This is a genomic window from Paenibacillus sp. 7516, from assembly GCF_002272715.1.
In the GTDB taxonomy this organism is placed as follows: domain Bacteria; phylum Bacillota; class Bacilli; order Paenibacillales; family Paenibacillaceae; genus Paenibacillus; species Paenibacillus illinoisensis_A.
Genome location: NZ_NPBI01000024.1, coordinates 181,623 through 199,111, shown reverse-complemented (window position 1 = coordinate 199,111; position 17,489 = coordinate 181,623). Strand labels below are relative to the sequence as shown.

18 protein-coding genes are annotated in these 17,489 nt (G+C 49.0%); 10 read left to right on the top strand and 8 right to left on the bottom strand.

Annotated elements, in window-relative coordinates:
• Positions 1-92: 92 nt before the first annotated feature.
• On the top strand, positions 93-641 hold the full coding sequence (locus CHI14_RS20495; RefSeq protein WP_095290777.1) for an acyl-CoA thioesterase: 549 nt from the start codon (positions 93-95) through the stop codon (positions 639-641).
• A gap of 8 nt (positions 642-649) precedes the next feature.
• On the opposite strand, the gene CHI14_RS20490 is transcribed toward CHI14_RS20495, so the two are convergent.
• Positions 650-1,726 (bottom strand): anthranilate phosphoribosyltransferase, encoded by a 1,077-nt coding sequence (locus CHI14_RS20490; RefSeq protein WP_095290775.1) that lies wholly within the window; start codon positions 1,724-1,726, stop codon positions 650-652.
• Positions 1,727-1,744: 18 nt separating this feature from the next.
• Positions 1,745-2,338 carry an ANTAR domain-containing response regulator gene (locus CHI14_RS20485; protein WP_095290774.1) on the bottom strand — a complete coding sequence of 198 codons (594 nt, stop codon included), beginning with the start codon at positions 2,336-2,338 and terminating at the stop codon, positions 1,745-1,747.
• A gap of 509 nt (positions 2,339-2,847) precedes the next feature.
• On the opposite strand from CHI14_RS20485, the gene nirB reads away from it, so the two are divergent.
• Genes nirB through cobA form a run of 4 tightly spaced genes read left to right on the top strand, consistent with a single transcriptional unit; the run spans position 2,848 to position 7,322 of the window.
• Positions 2,848-5,289 carry a nitrite reductase large subunit NirB gene (nirB, locus tag CHI14_RS20480; RefSeq protein WP_095290772.1) on the top strand — a complete coding sequence of 814 codons (2,442 nt, stop codon included), beginning with the start codon at positions 2,848-2,850 and terminating at the stop codon, positions 5,287-5,289.
• Positions 5,290-5,305: 16 nt separating this feature from the next.
• Positions 5,306-5,623 (top strand): nitrite reductase small subunit NirD, encoded by a 318-nt coding sequence (gene nirD, locus CHI14_RS20475; RefSeq protein WP_095290771.1) that lies wholly within the window; start codon positions 5,306-5,308, stop codon positions 5,621-5,623.
• Positions 5,624-5,673: 50 nt separating this feature from the next.
• The gene (locus CHI14_RS20470) at positions 5,674-6,555 is read left to right on the top strand and encodes a formate/nitrite transporter family protein (RefSeq protein WP_095290769.1); all 882 of its coding nucleotides are present in this window, start codon (positions 5,674-5,676) and stop codon (positions 6,553-6,555) included.
• The gene (cobA, locus tag CHI14_RS20465; RefSeq protein WP_095290767.1) at positions 6,552-7,322 is read left to right on the top strand and encodes a uroporphyrinogen-III C-methyltransferase; all 771 of its coding nucleotides are present in this window, start codon (positions 6,552-6,554) and stop codon (positions 7,320-7,322) included. The genes CHI14_RS20470 and cobA overlap by 4 nt, the downstream gene beginning before the upstream one ends.
• 18 nt (positions 7,323-7,340) lie before the next feature.
• Here cobA and CHI14_RS20460 read toward each other — a convergent pair whose 3' ends face one another.
• Positions 7,341-7,976 (bottom strand): TetR/AcrR family transcriptional regulator, encoded by a 636-nt coding sequence (locus CHI14_RS20460; protein ID WP_170948204.1) that lies wholly within the window; start codon positions 7,974-7,976, stop codon positions 7,341-7,343.
• A 199-nt stretch (positions 7,977-8,175) separates the two neighbouring features.
• Between CHI14_RS20460 and CHI14_RS20455 the strand changes: the two genes are divergently transcribed.
• On the top strand, positions 8,176-8,940 hold the full coding sequence (locus CHI14_RS20455; protein WP_095290762.1) for an SDR family NAD(P)-dependent oxidoreductase: 765 nt from the start codon (positions 8,176-8,178) through the stop codon (positions 8,938-8,940).
• Positions 8,941-9,086: 146 nt separating this feature from the next.
• On the opposite strand, the gene CHI14_RS20450 is transcribed toward CHI14_RS20455, so the two are convergent.
• From CHI14_RS20450 to CHI14_RS20440, 3 genes are read right to left on the bottom strand one after another with little or no spacing between them, the layout of a single operon-like run.
• The gene (locus CHI14_RS20450; protein ID WP_227780152.1) at positions 9,087-9,410 is read right to left on the bottom strand and encodes a hypothetical protein; all 324 of its coding nucleotides are present in this window, start codon (positions 9,408-9,410) and stop codon (positions 9,087-9,089) included.
• Positions 9,411-9,452: 42 nt separating this feature from the next.
• A complete protein-coding gene (locus CHI14_RS20445; protein WP_095290759.1) occupies positions 9,453-10,745 on the bottom strand; it encodes a sensor histidine kinase in 1,293 nt (430 codons plus the stop codon).
• Positions 10,745-11,422 carry a response regulator transcription factor gene (locus tag CHI14_RS20440; protein ID WP_095290757.1) on the bottom strand — a complete coding sequence of 226 codons (678 nt, stop codon included), beginning with the start codon at positions 11,420-11,422 and terminating at the stop codon, positions 10,745-10,747. Before CHI14_RS20440 ends, CHI14_RS20445 begins: the two co-directional genes overlap by 1 nt.
• A 253-nt stretch (positions 11,423-11,675) precedes the next feature.
• Here CHI14_RS20440 and CHI14_RS20435 point away from each other — a divergent pair, with 253 nt between their 5' ends.
• The 3 genes from CHI14_RS20435 to CHI14_RS20425 are packed head-to-tail and all read left to right on the top strand — an operon-like array spanning position 11,676 to position 15,508.
• Positions 11,676-12,494 (top strand): polyphosphate polymerase domain-containing protein, encoded by an 819-nt coding sequence (locus CHI14_RS20435; RefSeq protein ID WP_095290755.1) that lies wholly within the window; start codon positions 11,676-11,678, stop codon positions 12,492-12,494.
• Entirely contained in the window at positions 12,487-13,167 is a 681-nt protein-coding gene (locus CHI14_RS20430; protein ID WP_095290753.1) for a DUF4956 domain-containing protein, read from the top strand. Before CHI14_RS20435 ends, CHI14_RS20430 begins: the two co-directional genes overlap by 8 nt.
• Positions 13,168-13,204: 37 nt before the next feature.
• A complete protein-coding gene (locus tag CHI14_RS20425) occupies positions 13,205-15,508 on the top strand; it encodes a carbohydrate-binding domain-containing protein (RefSeq protein WP_095290751.1) in 2,304 nt (767 codons plus the stop codon).
• 165 nt (positions 15,509-15,673) lie between these two features.
• Here CHI14_RS20425 and CHI14_RS20420 read toward each other — a convergent pair whose 3' ends face one another.
• Together CHI14_RS20420 and CHI14_RS20415 are read right to left on the bottom strand one after the other, a co-directional pair.
• Positions 15,674-16,252: a class I SAM-dependent methyltransferase gene (locus tag CHI14_RS20420; protein ID WP_095290750.1), complete on the bottom strand. Its 579-nt coding sequence runs from the start codon at positions 16,250-16,252 to the stop codon at positions 15,674-15,676.
• Positions 16,253-16,281: 29 nt separating this feature from the next.
• Positions 16,282-16,971 (bottom strand): FHA domain-containing protein, encoded by a 690-nt coding sequence (locus CHI14_RS20415; protein ID WP_095290749.1) that lies wholly within the window; start codon positions 16,969-16,971, stop codon positions 16,282-16,284.
• A gap of 211 nt (positions 16,972-17,182) precedes the next feature.
• On the opposite strand from CHI14_RS20415, the gene CHI14_RS30145 reads away from it, so the two are divergent.
• Positions 17,183-17,338, top strand: coding sequence for a hypothetical protein (locus CHI14_RS30145; RefSeq protein ID WP_170948203.1), 156 nt, complete (start codon positions 17,183-17,185; stop codon positions 17,336-17,338).
• Positions 17,339-17,489: the final 151 nt, after the last annotated feature.

Below are 17,489 nucleotides of genomic sequence, written 5' to 3'. Positions count from 1 at the left end.
GGTGGGCACCTATACTAGGAATAACATGAATAGACGATAGACCTGGCACATGCTTCAGAGATGCAGCAGCCAGATGGTCAGGAGGAAGAAACATGAGAGAGATACCTAAAGATACGGGGCCCGAACAGGCGGAGAAAAAATATGTGCGCGAGACGCGCTGCTTCAAGACCGCACGAGTATTTCCGACCGATGTGAACAACCATAACACTTTATTCGGCGGCAAGTTAATGTCCTATATTGATGATATTGCATCCATTGCCGCTTCCAAACTATGCCGGGTCAATACAGTAACCGCTTCAACCGACTCAGTCGACTTTTTGTATCCCATTAACCCAACCGATTCCGTTACGCTGGAATCCTTTGCCACCTGGACGGGACGCAGCTCCATGGAGATATTTGTGAAAGTAATCCGTGAGGACTTGAAGACAGGGGAGAAAAAGATTGCGGCAACAGCATTTCTGACCTTTGTGGCGTTGGATGAAAATAATCGAAAACTCATTGTCCCCCGCCTCATTCCAGAAACGGAAGAAGAGAAGAAACTATATGAGACCGCTCCGGATCGGGCGGCCATGCGGAAGCAGCGGCGGGAAGAGAGCAAGAAATTTGCTGACTTCCTTACCGTCACCTATCCTTGGGAGTAGTTACAACATCATCTGGAGGTAGCCGGATACGTGGACACTGCTCTGCTATCCGGTAGTTCCCCGCCCATGGAGACCGTCCATTGCTGATACTTCCGATACGCTGCACCGCTATCCAGTAAACCTTGGCAGGTATAGATGCCCTCTTCAATCGAATTGACGCGACCTGTTACATACAGACGGAAGCCGCCATTCAACAACACCTGATTCACAAAAGCGATATGCCCCTCTCCGCTGAGCACCGATTGTGCCACTTCAAGCTGTTTCGCCGCTGTCCATGCCATCTCGGGTACAGGAATATCCAGCTCATAAGCAGCAGGGTCCACCAGCTCCAGTCTTGTATCTCCGTTCTCCACTGTATACACACGTGTAGGCCGATCAATATAGAGGTCTTCCGAACCTTCCATTCCCTGTACCACGTAAGCACGACGGTATTCAAAGCGAGTAAGCAGCTTCGCGATCCGATCCAAAAATGTATTATGAAATACGCCAAAAACAAGATACGGCGAATGGTTAAAATCAATCAGCTTCTCCGCTGTGTTAAACACGGTACGAAAGCCAAGTTCTTCTCGAAGCGGTCTTAGCTGTCGAAGCGGAGCGCACCAGTCTTCGGAGGATACGTACATGACATCCGTTCTCTGCGCCGCCACTCTGGCTTCTTCCCGATCCATTTTCCTTGTATCAATACCCGCTTCCCTGAGCAGCATGGACAGGGTTACCCCCCACTTGGGCGGCAGAGGTTCGCTCCCGTGCAATGTCACCGGAAGCCCGGCTGCTGCCAGCACAAAAGCAACCGGGAAGGTAGCCATGAACGATTTGGTCCGTCCATCATACGGACCTGCACAGTCCAGTCCATCCTGAAATACGGACAGGCGGTCTGAACTGTTCCGGCATGCATGAACAAAGGCCTCCAGTTCCTCGACATTCTCCATCTTCATCCGCTCCGCCATTAGAAAAGCGGCTGTCTGAGCAGGCGACACCTCCTGGCTCAGAATGTGCTCGGCTACAGCCAGCGCCTCGGCATAATTCAGATCACGCGAACCGCGTTTTCCACGTCCAACCTCCCTGAGAATCTCAGACATATCCATGATGCGTCCTCCTTTCAATTACGACTGGAGCAGTTGATGCGCCTTCACGATTGCCGTGGCGACATCCACCATCCGTTTACGTTCATCCATGGCTCTCTTGCGCAACAGGTCATAGGCTTCCGACTCAGAGATTTGCTTCAGATCACATAAAATGGCCTTCGCCATATCAATCCACTTTCGATCCTCCAGCCGGGACTGCAGCTGTTTCCGTTCCTGCTCCCACTGCTTGCGTTCCATATAACGCTTGGCTGCAAAGTGCAGCGTCCAGTGAATTTCAGGCCCAATCATGGATGGGGTCAGTATTCCATCCAATGAGGTCTCTACCTCGCAGGATTCTACTGAGGAAGAGGCTGTATCCGGTGCACACCACCATATCAATGGGGTGTTCACCTTCCCCTTTCCCAGGCATCGTACCCAATATTCCACATCGGCCAGCGACAGATGCAGGATGGATGCCTCTGCTTCAGCTGCCAGCTTCAGAGCTTCCTTCTCACTGTCTGTCACCTGCACATGGTACCCGTTTGCCCCCAGCAATCTCTCAGGAGTTAGAGGGATTGCATCGGATGAGGCCGCTATCGTTGGTTCTACACGGATGACCAATAATGATCGCATGATGGATCAATCCCTCCCTAATGCATAGGCAGAATGGTTAGCTTAAGCACCTAAAATGGTTCATCAAGATAATATGTTATATAACCTAACAATATCTTAAGTTGAAAATATACATGTTTGAAACTGATTAGGCATGTCGGTAACCTATTGGGCTAATTTCCATAATCATAAAAAGGGTGATACACGCTGTTCGTTCCTCGTTCAGTTCTTGTTTCCATTACACACATGTAAACATAATTAACTTCAAATTTCAAATACTTTTTTGTGTTAACTATATTGACATGAAAGGAAGGATCTTTTATAGTTAGGCCATAACAACTCCATATTTAAACGATCACAGTTACAACGGCGTAGCTGGTTGAAACGGCAATGAAGCCTGTTTTGCAATCTCGGATCCATGGCATGCGTATGCATATGCGCAGTCCTCCGAGGCATGACAGGCTTTTTCTATTTTTCCGGAACGAAAAAGCGAGGCAGTTCGCAGAATGGAACCAAGGGGGCTAATCACAATGAGTACAACGAAAAAACTGGTGCTGGTCGGCAATGGTATGGCAGGTATTCGTACAATTGAACATATTCTTAAACTCGCTCCGCATGCTTATGAAATTACGGTTTTTGGTGCTGAGCCGCACCCCAACTACAATCGCATCATGCTCTCCTCTGTACTTGCAGGCGGCACGAGCATTGAAGATATCGTAATCAACGAATGGAGCTGGTACGAGGATAACGGCATTCGGGTGTACCCAGGAGATCCCGTGATTCGGATCAATGCCGAGCGCAAGGAAGTGGTGTCCCAGGCTGGTGTCCGTGCTTCATATGATGAGCTGATTCTGGCAACCGGATCGCAGGCATTCATTCTGCCCTTACCTGGAGCAGACAAGGAAGGTGTCATCGGTTTCCGTGATATCAAGGACTGTGAGACGATGATGGCAGCCTCGCAAAAGTATCGCAAAGCGGCTGTAATCGGTGGTGGACTGCTTGGGCTGGAGGCCGCACGCGGGCTGCTCAATCTGGGAATGGATGTCACCGTTATTCATATTAACGGACATCTGATGGACCGGAATCTGGATCTGCCTGCAGGCCTGATGCTTCAACGGGAGCTTGAGGAGCAAGGCATGAAGTTTCTTTTGAAAAAACATACGGAAGAAATTACGGGTAAACATCGGGTAAAATCACTGCGCTTCACAGATCAGACGGTGCTCGAGACTGATCTGGTTGTTATGGCTGTCGGCATTCGCCCTCAGGTTGAACTGGCCCGTCAGGCAGGCCTGAACGTGAACCGCGGTGTCATCGTGGATGATTACATGAACACCAGTATTCCTGGCATTTCGGCAGTCGGTGAATGTGCGGAGCACCGCGGCATCGCATATGGATTGGTAGCCCCGCTGTATGAACAGGGCATGGTTCTGGCCAAACGCCTGGCCGGTGCAGCAACCGAAGGGTATGAAGGGTCTGTGACGTCCACCAAGCTGAAGGTATCGGGCGTGGATGTATTCTCTGCAGGCCAATTCAAGGATGCAGCAGATACCCGCAGCATTCGTATACAGGATGACGTAGACGGGGTTTACAAAAAGATGGTCTTGAAGGACGGACAGCTTATCGGAGCTGTACTGTTCGGAGATACCTCAGACGGCGCCTCCCTCTTTTCCCTCATTAAAAGCGGAGAGAATATCAGTGGACGTGAAAAGGAAATTTTGCTCGGGGTATCCGCCGGCGGTTCAGGTTCCGGCCCATCGGTAGCCGAGCGGATGGCAGCTATGCCAGACGATGAGATTGTCTGCGGCTGTAATGGTGTCACCAAAGCTGCCATCGGGGACGCGGTGCTGAATAAAGGATGCAACACCCTTGGTGCCATCAAGTCCTGTACCAAAGCTTCCGCTTCCTGTGGGGGATGTAAGCCCATTGTTGAATCGCTGCTCGTCCATTATGCAGGGGATGCTGTCGGGGAACAGGTGAAAGAGGGCATCTGCGGCTGTACCTCATACGACCGTGACGAGATCGTTGCCCAGATCAAAGAGATGGGGCTGAAAACCGTCAAGGAAGTCATGAATGTGCTTGGCTGGAATGAACCGGAAGGCTGCTCCAAATGTCGTCCGTCCCTCAACTATTACCTTGGCATGATCTGGCCAGCTGAGTACGAAGATGAGCGAGTATCCAAGTTCACGAACGAACGCTACCACGCCAATATTCAAAAAGACGGAACCTATTCGGTCATCCCCCGAATTTACGGAGGCGTCACTTCCCCAGCGGAACTGATTAAGATCGCAACCGTTGCCGAGAAATATGATGTGCCGATGGTGAAGTTCACAGGTGGACAGCGCCTTGACTTGCTAGGTGTACAAAAGGAAAATTTGCCGAAGATCTGGGAAGAACTCGATATGCCTTCCGGATTTGGCTACGGGAAGGCACTGCGAACGGTGAAAACATGCGTCGGCAACACCTTCTGCCGGTTTGGAACTCAGGATTCCATTGAGATGGGCATTCGTCTGGAGAAGAAACTCGACAAAATGGTTGCTCCCGCCAAAGTGAAGCTTGCGGTCTCTGGATGTCCGCGGAACTGTGCGGAAGCCACCATTAAGGATCTGGGAGTTGTCGCGATTGACGGTGCATGGGAACTGCACGTTGGCGGCAACGGCGGGGTCAAGGTCCGCGCAGCAGAATTACTGTGCACCGTGAAAACCGATGCCGAAGTTGAAGAGTGGACTTATGCTTACCTTCAATATTATAGAGAAAACGCACGCTGGAATGAGAGAACGGCAGCCTGGATTGAACGTGTCGGTCTGGACCATGTGAAGAAGGCACTCGAAGACCGTGAAGAGCGCCTGGCTCTGGTCGAACGGCTTGAACTGACACTGGGCCGCACTGTTGATCCATGGAAGGAAATTATTGAAGACGAAAAATTGCGTAAAAACTTCACCCCACTTGCTGGCACCCAGCCGGCAGCCCACTAGAAGAGGAGGATCAGCGATGAATCGATTGCGAATTGGACATCTGGCGGATATTGATGAAAAGGGAGCACGGACGTTTACGGTCTTGGACACCGAGATTGCCGTCTTCAAATTGAGTGATGGAACACTGCACGCCATAGAGAATCGCTGCCCTCACAAGGGCGGCAGGCTGTCAGAAGGCATGGTATGTGGAACGGCTGTCCATTGCCCGCTGCATGACTGGAAAATTGACCTCCGCAGCGGCAAAGTACACGAGCCGGACGATGGATGTCTGAACACATATAAAACTGAGGTCGATGATCATAGCGGTGAGATCTACATTACCATTGCAGGTTAGTCTTTAACCAGAAGATATGCCTGACATCATGAATCAGGGAGGCGTGCACGATGGATTTTGTTAAACCGGCAGAAGTACTGCAATCGATGGTGGACGCAGGTGAGAATAAAGCCAGAATGAACCGGGTGCAGATGTTAATCCGTGGTTTTCTGGCCGGGGCAATTCTCGCTTTTGCAACAACGCTGGCATATACCGCTGTATCTCAAACTTCCGTTGGTTTGGCAGGTGCACTGATATTCCCTGCAGGGTTCGTGATCATTATTCTGCTCGGACTTGAGCTGGTGACAGGCAGCTTCGCCATGATTCCACTCGCGGTTATGAAACGCAGAGTCACACTGATGGATATGATGCGTAATTACTTCTGGGTCATTGCAGGCCATATACTTGGATGCCTGTTCTATGCTCTGTTATATGAACTCACACTGACGAAGATGGGAACCGATATGAGCAGTCCCCTCATTCAAACGCTGATTCAGACCAGCGAAGCCAAGACGCTCGGATATCAGCATCTGGGCGGCGCAGGTATTGTTTTGGTCATCATTAAGGCTATTCTATGTAACTGGATGGTGACACTAGGTGCAGTCATGGCGATGACGTCCACCTCCACACTCGGTAAAATCGTGGCCATGTGGCTGCCGATTACGATATTTTTTGCTCAAGGATTCGAACACGCTGTTGTAAATATGTTTGTCATCCCGGCGGGCATGATGCTGGGTGCTGACATCAGTATTGCCGACTGGTGGCTGTGGAATCAGATTCCGGTGCTGTTTGGTAATTTCATTGGTGGTGCCATATTTACCGGGTTAGGGCTGTACGCTGCACACCGCTGGGGAAACCCCATTCCGATGGCATCCAAACTCGCAACCATCCATGGCGGTCGTTCAGGATTGGCAAATGCTGATTCTGGGTCCAAACTGGGGACACGATCATGAGCCGGGGCCTGGTAAGTATCGTAGGCGCTGGACCCGGAGATCCGGAACTCATTACGGTGAAAGCTCTGAGACGCATTCAAACGGCAGATGTACTGATGTATGACCGACTGGTGAATGATGACTTGCTTGCCGAAGCTCCTGAAGCAGCACTCCGAATCTATTGTGGGAAGTCCCCTGGGCTGCATTCCATGAGTCAGGAGATGATTGGTCGGTTACTGGTTGCTCACGCTGCGGAAGGCAAACAGGTGGTTCGGCTTAAAGGCGGTGACCCGTTCATCTTCGGTCGCGGCGGTGAAGAAGCCCTCGTGCTGGCTGAAGCCGGAATCCCTTTTGAGGTCATTCCTGGTATCACTTCTGCTGTGGGTACATCGGCTTCATCCCTGATTCCGCTAACCCATCGTGGAGTGGCTTCGACCTTCGCATGTGTCACAGGTACAGGGAGTGATGGCCGTGTATCTTCCGTTCGCTGGGATCTGCTCGCCCATAGTGTGGACACTCTGGTCATCTATATGGGCATCAGCCAATTACCCCACATTCAACGTGAACTGCTGCAATCCGGCAAAAGCAGCAATACACCCGCAGCCTTAATTGAACGCGGAACCACCGCGAAGGAACGAATCATTACTGGTACACTGGGCCAGCTTCACACTCTTTCCCTTTTGGAAAAGGTGACCAATCCCGCGCTAATCATTGTTGGCGAAGCCGTTCTCGTACGCGAACAATTGATTCAGCTCCAGCAAGCAGCAGACACCTCTATGACGGGATAGCTGCCCGCTTTCCTTTTCTTAATCCAACAGCATACGTTCATGAATGGTCCGACCCTTCTGTCCTGGTTCTATCAGCAGACGGGTCGGTTTGATGTTTATTAATGCCGTCAACTGCTCCCCCATATAATGCGCTGAATATTTGAATCCAATCTCTGCCCAGTGCATGATGACACCCACCGTCGCAGATATCAGGTAGCTCAGCATAATATCATAATTGATCGTGTACTCGCTATCTTCAGTTACCAGTACGAAATCCTCGGTTAAGTAAGTCCGGAACATATTGCACAGTCTTAAGGCCATATCGCCATGCATGGTGATCAAGGCACGGAAGACATCCTGATGAGCTTCGATATATTCAAATACAGGCATAGTCGAAGGAAGTAATCCGGTCATATCCACTTCCTTTAATTCAGCATACGGTTTGGCATAGGCTTGGCCCACTCCCTGCATAAAATCCTCCAAAATGAATTCAAGAAGTTCCGGCTTGCCAGGAAAATGCAAATAAAAAGTGCCCCGATTGTAATCTGCACGTTCTGTAATGTCACGGATGGTGACGGCGTCGGCTCCCTTTTCCAATATTAATGAAACCGTCGCAGCGATGATTGCATCCTGCGTTCTTCGTGCTCTCCGGTCCTGGGGGTGTTCGATAATCAACATTTTCGCCTCCTTTGTCCATTATTGTAACCTAAATGAACACCGCTTACATCTGTGTCCGATACCAGACATATGCGCTGTCAATGATTATTGTCACACCGTTATGTATATCTTAACATTGAGACAGGAAAGATAGACGGCAGGTTGAAACTTTTTTTAGAGAAAAACCTGCCAATAATAAATAAGGAGCGAATATATCATGAGTACTTATACACATACAGCAGTAATTACAGGAGCTGCCGGAGGAATTGGTAAAGAATTGGCACGCAGACTGGCTGAACGCAAAATTAATCTGGTTCTGGTAGACCTGAACGAAGAAGCCATTCAAAAAACAATCACTGAACTGAACCTCGACAAAGAGCATGTGATTGCGGTTAAAGCAAACGTATCCCAAGAAGCCGACGTGAAAAATTATGTTCAAAAAGCACTCGATGCTTTTGGCAGAATCGACTATTTTGCCAATAACGCGGGTATCGAAGGTCCAACCGGTCTGATCGAAGACCTCAGCGTTGAAGCACTGGATACGGTATATAACGTTAACGTTCGTGGCGTATTCCTTGGTCTGCAAAATGTCATTCCAGTAATGAAAAAACAAAAATCCGGTGCGATTCTGAACACATCTTCCCTTGCAGGTCTGATGGGTGCCCCAGCCGTATCCCCATATATTATGTCCAAACATGCCGTAGTTGGTCTCACTCGTACAGCAGCAAATGAACTTGCTCCATTCAATATCCGAGTAAACGCGGTATTGCCAGGAACGATTAACACTCGCATGATGCGTCAAATCGAAGCAAACTCCGGTGACGTGGAAAACTATCAGGATGCTACCGTAGCCAGCATTCCAATGGGACGTTATGGCGAACCGGAAGAAGTGGCAGCCGTAATGAACTTCCTCTTGTCCGAAGAAGCTTCCTATGTAACAGCTTCCCTCTACACTGTAGATGGCGGCATGATGGGTCAATAATAAGCTGTACGAATCTTTTATCAAAACGATCGGGTAATACATTAAGCCCCTTCACAGAAATATAAAAGAAGACCTCAACTTTCCACTGTAACGTGGAGGTTGGGGTCTTTTTTTCTGGTACATTGATTACTACGGGCAAAATGATCTTAATCCACGTATCCAGCGTGGCCTTTTTCCATGAGATAGTCCATTTCGGCATCCAGAATGCCTTCAACCGTCAATTCATCGAGCTTCACATCTTTGCGGCTCAGGATATAGTCAGCCAGATCATCGCCGTCGATGTCCACTTCGCCTTTGGCATTTTCATGCGCTTTGTTGATGTAGGCTTGCTCATGCTTCAGCACAAGCGAAATATTCGCCTGACTCGCTTTGGTTTTGTCCGCGATATATTGCATCATTTCCTGCTCATTAATCGAATTCGCTTCCGTCACGTTCAGTTCAGCTCCTTGGTTCATACATACTGTTGCCATTGTAGCATAGGTTAACCCATAACAGACATGCCTTATTCAGATCTAAGTTAGACGAACATAGAACGTCGCTCCCTCTCCTACTACACTACGAGCATAGATCTGACCTTTGTGCTGGTCCACGATGGATTTGGCAATCGCCAAACCGAGACCGTGTCCACCATGCTTGCGTGCTCTGGATGCATCCGTACGATAGAATCGATCGAAGATACGATCCAAATGCTCCGGTGCAATACCATCCCCTGTATTGGAGACGGCTAGCACCACCTCATGATTGTGCTTCTTCAGTGAAACATTGACCTCGCCTTTGGCTTTGGAATATTTCACAGCGTTATCCAGCAGAATCAGAATGACCTGCTTGATCTGTTCACTATTGCCATGGACCATGAGCTCCGGCTCAATGCTGTAGTCGAGAGATATATTTTTCTCAAAGATAACAGCTTCCATCGTCAAAATAATGGTCTCCACCGCATCACTCATATCAAACTTGGAGTGGATCATCGTGGAACGTGAATCGTCGATCTCGGTCAGATATAACAGATCACTCGTTAACCGGGACATGCGCTCTGTCTCCGACTTGATATAATGCAGCCATTTGGACTGGTTATCAATAGTATCATCCCGGTTGGCAAGCAGCACGTCGGTGTTGGTATTAATGATGGCCAGAGGTGTCTTCAGCTCATGAGAGGCGTCCGCGATGAACTGTTTCTGTTTATCGAACGCTTCCTTGACCGGAGCTATGGAACGATTGGCAAAGTAACGGCTCAGGAAGTAGATGACGATTAACATGAACAGACCTACGATGGTGAAGGTATAGATGAGATTCGTAAGAATGCCCTGCTGGGCAGTTACATCAATGAACACAATCATATGTCCATCGCTGCTCGGATCAATGACGTACGCCCAGTTCGTTCCATTTAGCGCAAACTGTCCGGTCTTACGCTCTGCATAATCAGCCTTGTCCACCTTCTCCAATGCCTCTGCGTAAAATGGTTCCTCCATGCTGAATCTGGATTGTGAATCCGTAATGTTCCATTCATTATCCGTCTTCACCATGAACGAGACGGAACGCCCTGGCGGCGAATTGGGATCTCCGCCGGGTCCGTTCTGCTGCCCATCCGTTGGCGGATTACCTGTGATAGCATCGTCCCCACGCGGCATCTTGGACGAATTATATGGGCTGTGATAGAAATCCGATACCTTGAATAACTCCATATTGGTTTCCCGCTGTACATTCTGGTACGTAATGATATAGATCGTTGCAAAAGCAACCAGCATCATGATGGAGATCGATACCAGATTGACGACCAAAAACCGGTTGCGCAGTCTCTTAAACATCAGGACGTCACCTCAAGTACATAACCCACACCCCGGATGGTATTGATGCGGACCTTGGAGTTCAGGAAGGTCAACTTCTTGCGCAAAAACGAGATGTATACCTCCACATTGTTATACTCCACTTCAGAATCGAAACCCCACAGCTTCTCTATAATCTGTTCCTTGGACGTGATGGCCTGTTTACGTGTGATCAGGAGCTCCAGCAGCTCGTTCTCTTTCAAATTAAGCTTAATCTCCTTGCCCTGCACAGCCAGCTTCAGCTGCGTTGTATTCAATTCAATATCGCCAAACTTCAACCCATCCTCGGGTACAACCTCGCCTTTTCTTCTAAGGGCTGCCCGAATCCGGGCCAGCAGTTCCTCTGTCGCAAACGGCTTCGCAATATAGTCATCCGCCCCATAATCGAGTCCGGTTACTTTGTCCGATAGCTCACCCTTGGCCGTCAGCAGGATGACAGGAGTGTGGTTTCCCTCACTGCGCAGCTTCCTCAACACGCTGATCCCATCCATCTCCGGCATCATGATGTCGAGCAGCAGCAGATCGTATATACCGCTTAGCGCATAATCGAGTCCTGATCTGCCGTCGTGGACCATGTCCACGGAGTAATTGTTTTTCTTCAATATCTGGGATACGGCCTCTGCCAAATGAACCTCATCTTCCGCAATTAATATTCTCATGATCTATTCATTCCTCTGCCTTGAATTGTTCGTCGCCACTTTCTTTTATTATATCAATCATTCTACCTGCGGAATCTTGAATCAATCTTAATTCATTTATTTTACGAGAACTATTATAGGAAGGTAAAAAAAGATCAACGGAATGTAAAATCATTTAAGATTCATTCAAGGTTGGCGCTCTAAGATACAGACATGGAAGCGATACACGATGAAATAAAACATACAACCCATGAATGAAAGGAATGAATCTTAAATGGCGATTGAAGTATTCAACCGATATGAGAGCAAGTATCTTCTGACCGATGAGCAATATGAACGCTTCTACCGTGATCTGCTGAAGTACATGGAACTGGACGCGTACAACAAGAAACACGAGTTCTACTCCATCAGCAACCTGTACTTTGATACTCCGCAGGATTCCCTGATCCGCGCAAGCCTCTCCAAGCCCAAATATAAGGAGAAGCTGAGACTACGGGCTTACGGTGTACCTGAAGAGAATGCCAAAGTGTATTTGGAGATCAAAAAGAAAGTGTTTGGCCTGGTAAACAAAAGAAGAACGGCCCTGATGCTGGATGAGGCTTACGAATTCGTTCGTACGGGACAGGCGCCTGAGCTGGCAGACTACATGAACAAGCAGGTTGTCGATGAGATCGAATACTTCCTTCGCTTATACAACCTGGAACCGAAAGTGTATCTGGCCTATGAACGCAAAGCATTGTTCGATAAGAACAGCCGCGATCTCCGCATCACCTTTGACACCAATATCCGCAGCCGCAGATACGATCTGAAGCTGGAGCAGGGTGACTACGGTGAACCACTGGTGGAGGACGGTCGCTGGCTGATGGAGGTCAAGGCGGAAAAAACCGTTCCGTTCTGGCTATCCCAGCTATTGTCTGAACACGGCTTGTACCGTGTAGGCTTCTCCAAATACGGCAACGAATTCAAACGCCTCGTCAGAACGACGAACCTGAACTACCAGGGTGAACGAATCCTCGTTCCGGGTACCGACTTCGATCCTGCCATGAAACCAAACCAAACGATCATAGAAAGAGAGAGTGTAGTATATGCTTGATTCCATTTTCAGTTCTGCTCTAACCGACACAACGCTGACATTCAGCAGCGCCGTGATCACGATTGGCCTAGCCATCCTTATGGGTGCAATTATCAGTCTCACATACATGAAAACCAATGCAAACACATACTCACAAAGTTTCACATTAACCATGGTTGTCCTGCCTGTTATCGTTGCGATCATTATCCTGCTGATCGGCAGCAACGTAGCCCGCGCCTTCAGCTTGGCCGGTGCCTTCTCGATCATCCGTTTCCGAAGCGCGCCTGGTGATCCCAAGGATATCTCCTACGTCCTGTTCACCATGGCTTCCGGTCTTGCCTGCGGCGTCGGCGCATTTGGATACGCGGTATTGTTCACCATCATCTTGTGTGTACTGATGTTTGTTCTGAGTCATTTCAAATTTGGAGCCAAAAAGAGTCAACAAAAATTGCTCAAAGTCACCATTCCTGAAAACCTGAGCTATGAAGAAGCCTTTGATGAAGTATTCAAAAAATTCAATGTTGAGTACCAGTTGAACAAAGTGAGAACAACCGAACTTGGCAGCTTGTATGAACTGGTCTATCTGGTTCACCTTGGCCAACACGTCAATCAGAAGGAATTCCTTGATGCCGTTCGTACACGCAACGGGAATCTGGATATCTCCCTCAACATGGCACCAACGCCGGAATATTAATTGCTAGACATTTTATAATCGAGAGGAACGATATATTATGAATAAAAAATGGATTACAGGTAGCAAGTTATGGTCCGTAGCGATGATTACCGCAATGCTTGCGGCATGCAGTTCTCCAGCAGCAACCAACTCAACCGCCAACGCCGCAACGTCAACAACAGGCACAACCAAAACCGTTTCCGTTAGTGAGCAGACCTCCGTCAAATATGCGGATCTGGTCTCCCTGGATGCAGACGATACCAATGTAAGCTGGAGTGAAACCGACTCTACAACCATTAAACTGAGCGGGAAGACAGCAACCGTTACCGGCTCCGGAGCCAAAGCGGCGAACGGATCGGTAACCATCTCCGAGGCAGGTACGTATGTGCTTAGCGGGGAACTGACAGACGGGCAGATTGTAGTTAATGTAACCGATAAAGGAACCGTTCACCTCGTGCTGAATGGGGCAACCATTCACGATAACGACAGTGCGGCCATCTACATTAAGGAAGCTGGCAAAGCTGTGATTACCCTGCAAGAAGGAACGGAGAATGCCGTTTCGGATGGTACAACCTATGTATACGCTGATGATGCAACGGATGAGCCCGATGCAGCCATCTTCAGTAAGGCAGATCTGACGTTTAACGGCACAGGTAAACTCAACGTAACAGGTAACTACAACGAAGGGATCACAAGTAAAGATGATCTCATCATTGTAAGTGGCACCATTAACGTCAAAGCAGCAGATGACGGCATCAAAGGCAAGGATATGCTTGCTGTCCAAGAAGGTACCATTACGGTTGATGCTGAAGGCGACGGTATGAAATCGACCAACGATATCGATGCCGAAAAAGGATTCGTAGCCATTGCCGGTGGTACATTCGATATCCAAAGTGGTAACGATGGTATTCAGGCTGAGACTGCGCTCGTTACTGATGGCGGAACCTTTAACATCGTCACTGGCGGCGGCAGTGCCAATGCACCAGCCAAAGCAGAAGAAGGTCCATTTGGCGGCGGTGGCGGAACACCTCCAACAGACATGGGGACTCCACCAGATGGTGAACCGCCTGCTGATATGCCGGCAGCGGACGGAACGAATGCAGCAGGTACAGCACCGGCAAGTTCCGCTGATAAGGCATCGACTACTGCTTCGGATGCAGATGCTGCGACGACAACTACAACAGAAACAGAATCGACAAGTGCCAAAGCACTTAAAGCGGGGGCAGATCTTACCGTTAACGGCGGTACGTACACCATTGATTCCATGGATGATTCCCTGCACAGCAATAGCAATGTAACGATCAACGATGGCAAGATTACCCTTGAATCCGGCGATGACGGTATTCACGCTGATCTGGCGCTCACCATTAACGGTGGAACTATCAACATTGCGAAGAGCTATGAAGGGCTTGAAGGAGCAACCATTACACTGAATGATGGTGATGTGGACGTAACTTCTTCAGATGATGGCGTCAATGCTTCAGGTGACATCACTGCAGCAACTGCGGATGCTGCGGCTACCACAGAAGAAGATAATACTCAAACAACTGATGCCACTACTGCTTCCAACATCTCTGTAACAGAGACGACTGGAAAAACATCAACAACTACAGATACGGATCAAAGCACAGACGCTAGTGGCAATACTCGTCCACAAGGTGGTGCTCCAGGTGGTATGCCGGGTGAATCTGCCGGAAACAGTGAGCTTCACATTAACGGTGGATCCCTTACCGTCAATGCAGACGGTGACGGACTTGACTCCAATGGTTCCATCTACATGACTGGCGGAACTGTAATTGTGAATGGTCCAACCAATGATGGCAACGGCCCGCTCGACTATGATGGCACATTTGAATTGAGTGGTGGTTACCTGATCGCAGCCGGCAGCTCCGGTATGGCTCAAGGTACATCAGAGAGTTCAACTCAAAACACAATCGTAATGACATTCCCTGAAACGCAAAAAGCAGGAACACTGGTTCACATACAAGACAGCGATGGCAACAACATCATAACCTTTGCTCCAGCAAAAGATTATCAATCCGTTGTCATCAGCTCTCCTGATCTGAAAGAAGACGGCTCTTATGAAATCTACTCTGGCGGAACATCGACTGGTACAGCTACGGATGGCCTCTACACAGACGGTACGTACAGTGGCGGCACCAAAGTGGTTACATTCCAATCCACTAGCAACGTTACCTGGGTGAATGAATCTGGTGTAACCACTGCCAATACCGGCATGGGTGGTCCTGGTGGAGGACGCGGCCAAGGTGGATTCGGAGGCGGACGAAACAGAACAGAGTCCGGTACAACGACAGACAGCACAAGTACCAACGCGACAGACTCCGAAAACTCCGCAAAATAAGTAATGACGCACGGAACGGAGCGGCATAAAATAAATCGCCTGTTCAGGATAACAATAGAAGGCGCCGAATTCACTGTAGAAGTGGGTTCGGCGCCTTCTTTCGTCATCTTTTGGTGACAGGATCACACTCCTTTCCGTTGAGGAAAGGTATAACCATCGTTCTCTTCAAAATGTGTATACATAAACCTTCGTACGCAAAGCATCCTTGCACGTGATCGTTCGGAGAGGAACTTTGCCCGGAAGCGCGAAACATACACTGATAACCCGCGCCCCCGGTGGAAGCTCCCTGCTAAACTTGTCCACGAGCCGGGTCATGGCACCAGGAAACAGATAACAGACCACGCCGTCAGCGTGTTCATAGGAGCTCTTGTAGATATCGCCGCGTATGAACCGCAGCCGTCCCTTCAGGGAATTCCGTCCGCCCTTGGCTTTCCTGAATCCAATCATCATGCTGGACATGACTTGTGAAAACCAGAAGGGAATGACCGAATTCTCAATGCCCGTTACACGCTTGCCCGGACAATCGCGGGCGATATCCACGCCCAGCGTCCCCCAGCCGGAACCTGCCTCAATGATATCCCCATAACCCGGAATGCGATTGACCTCCTGAATGACCACCTGCCGGGCCATTCTGGATGTGGGCATGGGCGAGATTCCATTTTTCCAGCTGACCAGCACAATCGATATTACGGCGATTAGCGTCACCACGGCAATCAGCCATGGAATGAATTGAATGATCAACATGGCCTCATCCCTTTGTTCATACAGACTGTTTACATCATGCCGCCCATAACGCCAGACACATGTGACTTCATGTATACACCCTTTTTGTAAACGGACTTAATTGTAAAATGGACACCCAACTTGCGATTGGTCCGATAGATCAGCGAGTTGATCTCATCGATTCCTACCGAATCGCTCTCCAGCATGCTTCGTTCAGGCCATACCTGGCCAACGATCTGCTCTCTCGTCACAAAATGATCCAATTGACTGTACAGCAGCTTGAACAGCTGGAACTCCTTTTTCGACAGCGGAATTTCCACCTCGCCAATCTGTACAGTCTGCAGGTGATCATGCACCCGGACTCCCTCACCCAGCAGATCGGATATACGGTATTCGCGTGTTTCTTCGAGATCACCCTCCGTCCGAAGCTGGATCAAACCATTGACCATGGTCAGAATGTCTCCTTCGGCAAACGGGTATTTCTCATAGGGAACGAGCCGCTGCCCGTTCAACTCGGTACCATTTTTGCTATCCAGATCCTCAACCCACAGCTGACGCTGTGCATCATAATGAATGCGGCAGTGCCGCTTCGATATCAACTGATTATACACGGACAAGTCCGATTCACCGCCGCCCGTATAACGTCCCACCGTGATGGAGCGTCCCTGGCTTACGTAAGCAAATGAACCGTCGCTCTCCTGCCCAGGTGTACGAATGACGATTTTTGCCGTCTCCCGCATGTTCATCTCCCACCTTCGATTTTCACTCTAGCTCTATACGTTTCATGAATAATGATAACTTCATCAGATTTGTTCCATTGTTTGCATTCCTGGCTATTTATATAGTGTATACAGGCAATGATATATTCGTTTCTCTACTATACCAGACGTTGTGCTTTTTTTCTCATAACGATCTTTCATCCAGCCTAATCAACAAGAGAGGGTTATCATCATGAACAAAAAGAAGATTTTCATATACGTACTGCTCGCCTTTGCTCTGTCCATCACACTTACTGTGCTATCACGCCAAACAGACGAACGGAGAGAATTATTGAACGGCACACCCGCATCTGAAACATCATGGTTGCATCTGAACACCCAGCCGTGAGCTTATTCTATTATAACGCGATCCATGTCATAAACGTTTCACCAATGTCATAATCACGTTTGGATAGAACATAACTCCCTGCCCGCATAATCGCATAAGACCACATGAAGAAGCCCCTTACACGCTGACATCACAGCGGGAAGAGGCCTGT

Bases quoted from the DNA above. Each gene is read 5' to 3' on its own strand.
- CHI14_RS20495 (WP_095290777.1), top strand. From the start codon at position 93: ATGAGAGAGATACCTAAAGATACGGGGCCCGAACAGGCGGAGAAAAAA.
- CHI14_RS20490 (WP_095290775.1), bottom strand. From the start codon at position 1,726: ATGGATATGTCTGAGATTCTCAGGGAGGTTGGACGTGGAAAACGCGGT.
- CHI14_RS20485 (WP_095290774.1), bottom strand. From the start codon at position 2,338: ATGCGATCATTATTGGTCATCCGTGTAGAACCAACGATAGCGGCCTCA.
- nirB (WP_095290772.1), top strand. From the start codon at position 2,848: ATGAGTACAACGAAAAAACTGGTGCTGGTCGGCAATGGTATGGCAGGT.
- nirD (WP_095290771.1), top strand. From the start codon at position 5,306: ATGAATCGATTGCGAATTGGACATCTGGCGGATATTGATGAAAAGGGA.
- CHI14_RS20470 (WP_095290769.1), top strand. From the start codon at position 5,674: ATGGATTTTGTTAAACCGGCAGAAGTACTGCAATCGATGGTGGACGCA.
- cobA (WP_095290767.1), top strand. From the start codon at position 6,552: ATGAGCCGGGGCCTGGTAAGTATCGTAGGCGCTGGACCCGGAGATCCG.
- CHI14_RS20455 (WP_095290762.1), top strand. From the start codon at position 8,176: ATGAGTACTTATACACATACAGCAGTAATTACAGGAGCTGCCGGAGGA.
- CHI14_RS20450 (WP_227780152.1), bottom strand. From the start codon at position 9,410: ATGGCAACAGTATGTATGAACCAAGGAGCTGAACTGAACGTGACGGAA.
- CHI14_RS20445 (WP_095290759.1), bottom strand. From the start codon at position 10,745: ATGTTTAAGAGACTGCGCAACCGGTTTTTGGTCGTCAATCTGGTATCG.
- CHI14_RS20440 (WP_095290757.1), bottom strand. From the start codon at position 11,422: ATGAGAATATTAATTGCGGAAGATGAGGTTCATTTGGCAGAGGCCGTA.
- CHI14_RS20435 (WP_095290755.1), top strand. From the start codon at position 11,676: ATGGCGATTGAAGTATTCAACCGATATGAGAGCAAGTATCTTCTGACC.
- CHI14_RS20430 (WP_095290753.1), top strand. From the start codon at position 12,487: ATGCTTGATTCCATTTTCAGTTCTGCTCTAACCGACACAACGCTGACA.
- CHI14_RS20425 (WP_095290751.1), top strand. From the start codon at position 13,205: ATGAATAAAAAATGGATTACAGGTAGCAAGTTATGGTCCGTAGCGATG.
- CHI14_RS20420 (WP_095290750.1), bottom strand. From the start codon at position 16,252: ATGTTGATCATTCAATTCATTCCATGGCTGATTGCCGTGGTGACGCTA.
- CHI14_RS20415 (WP_095290749.1), bottom strand. From the start codon at position 16,971: ATGCGGGAGACGGCAAAAATCGTCATTCGTACACCTGGGCAGGAGAGC.
- CHI14_RS30145 (WP_170948203.1), top strand. From the start codon at position 17,183: ATGAACAAAAAGAAGATTTTCATATACGTACTGCTCGCCTTTGCTCTG.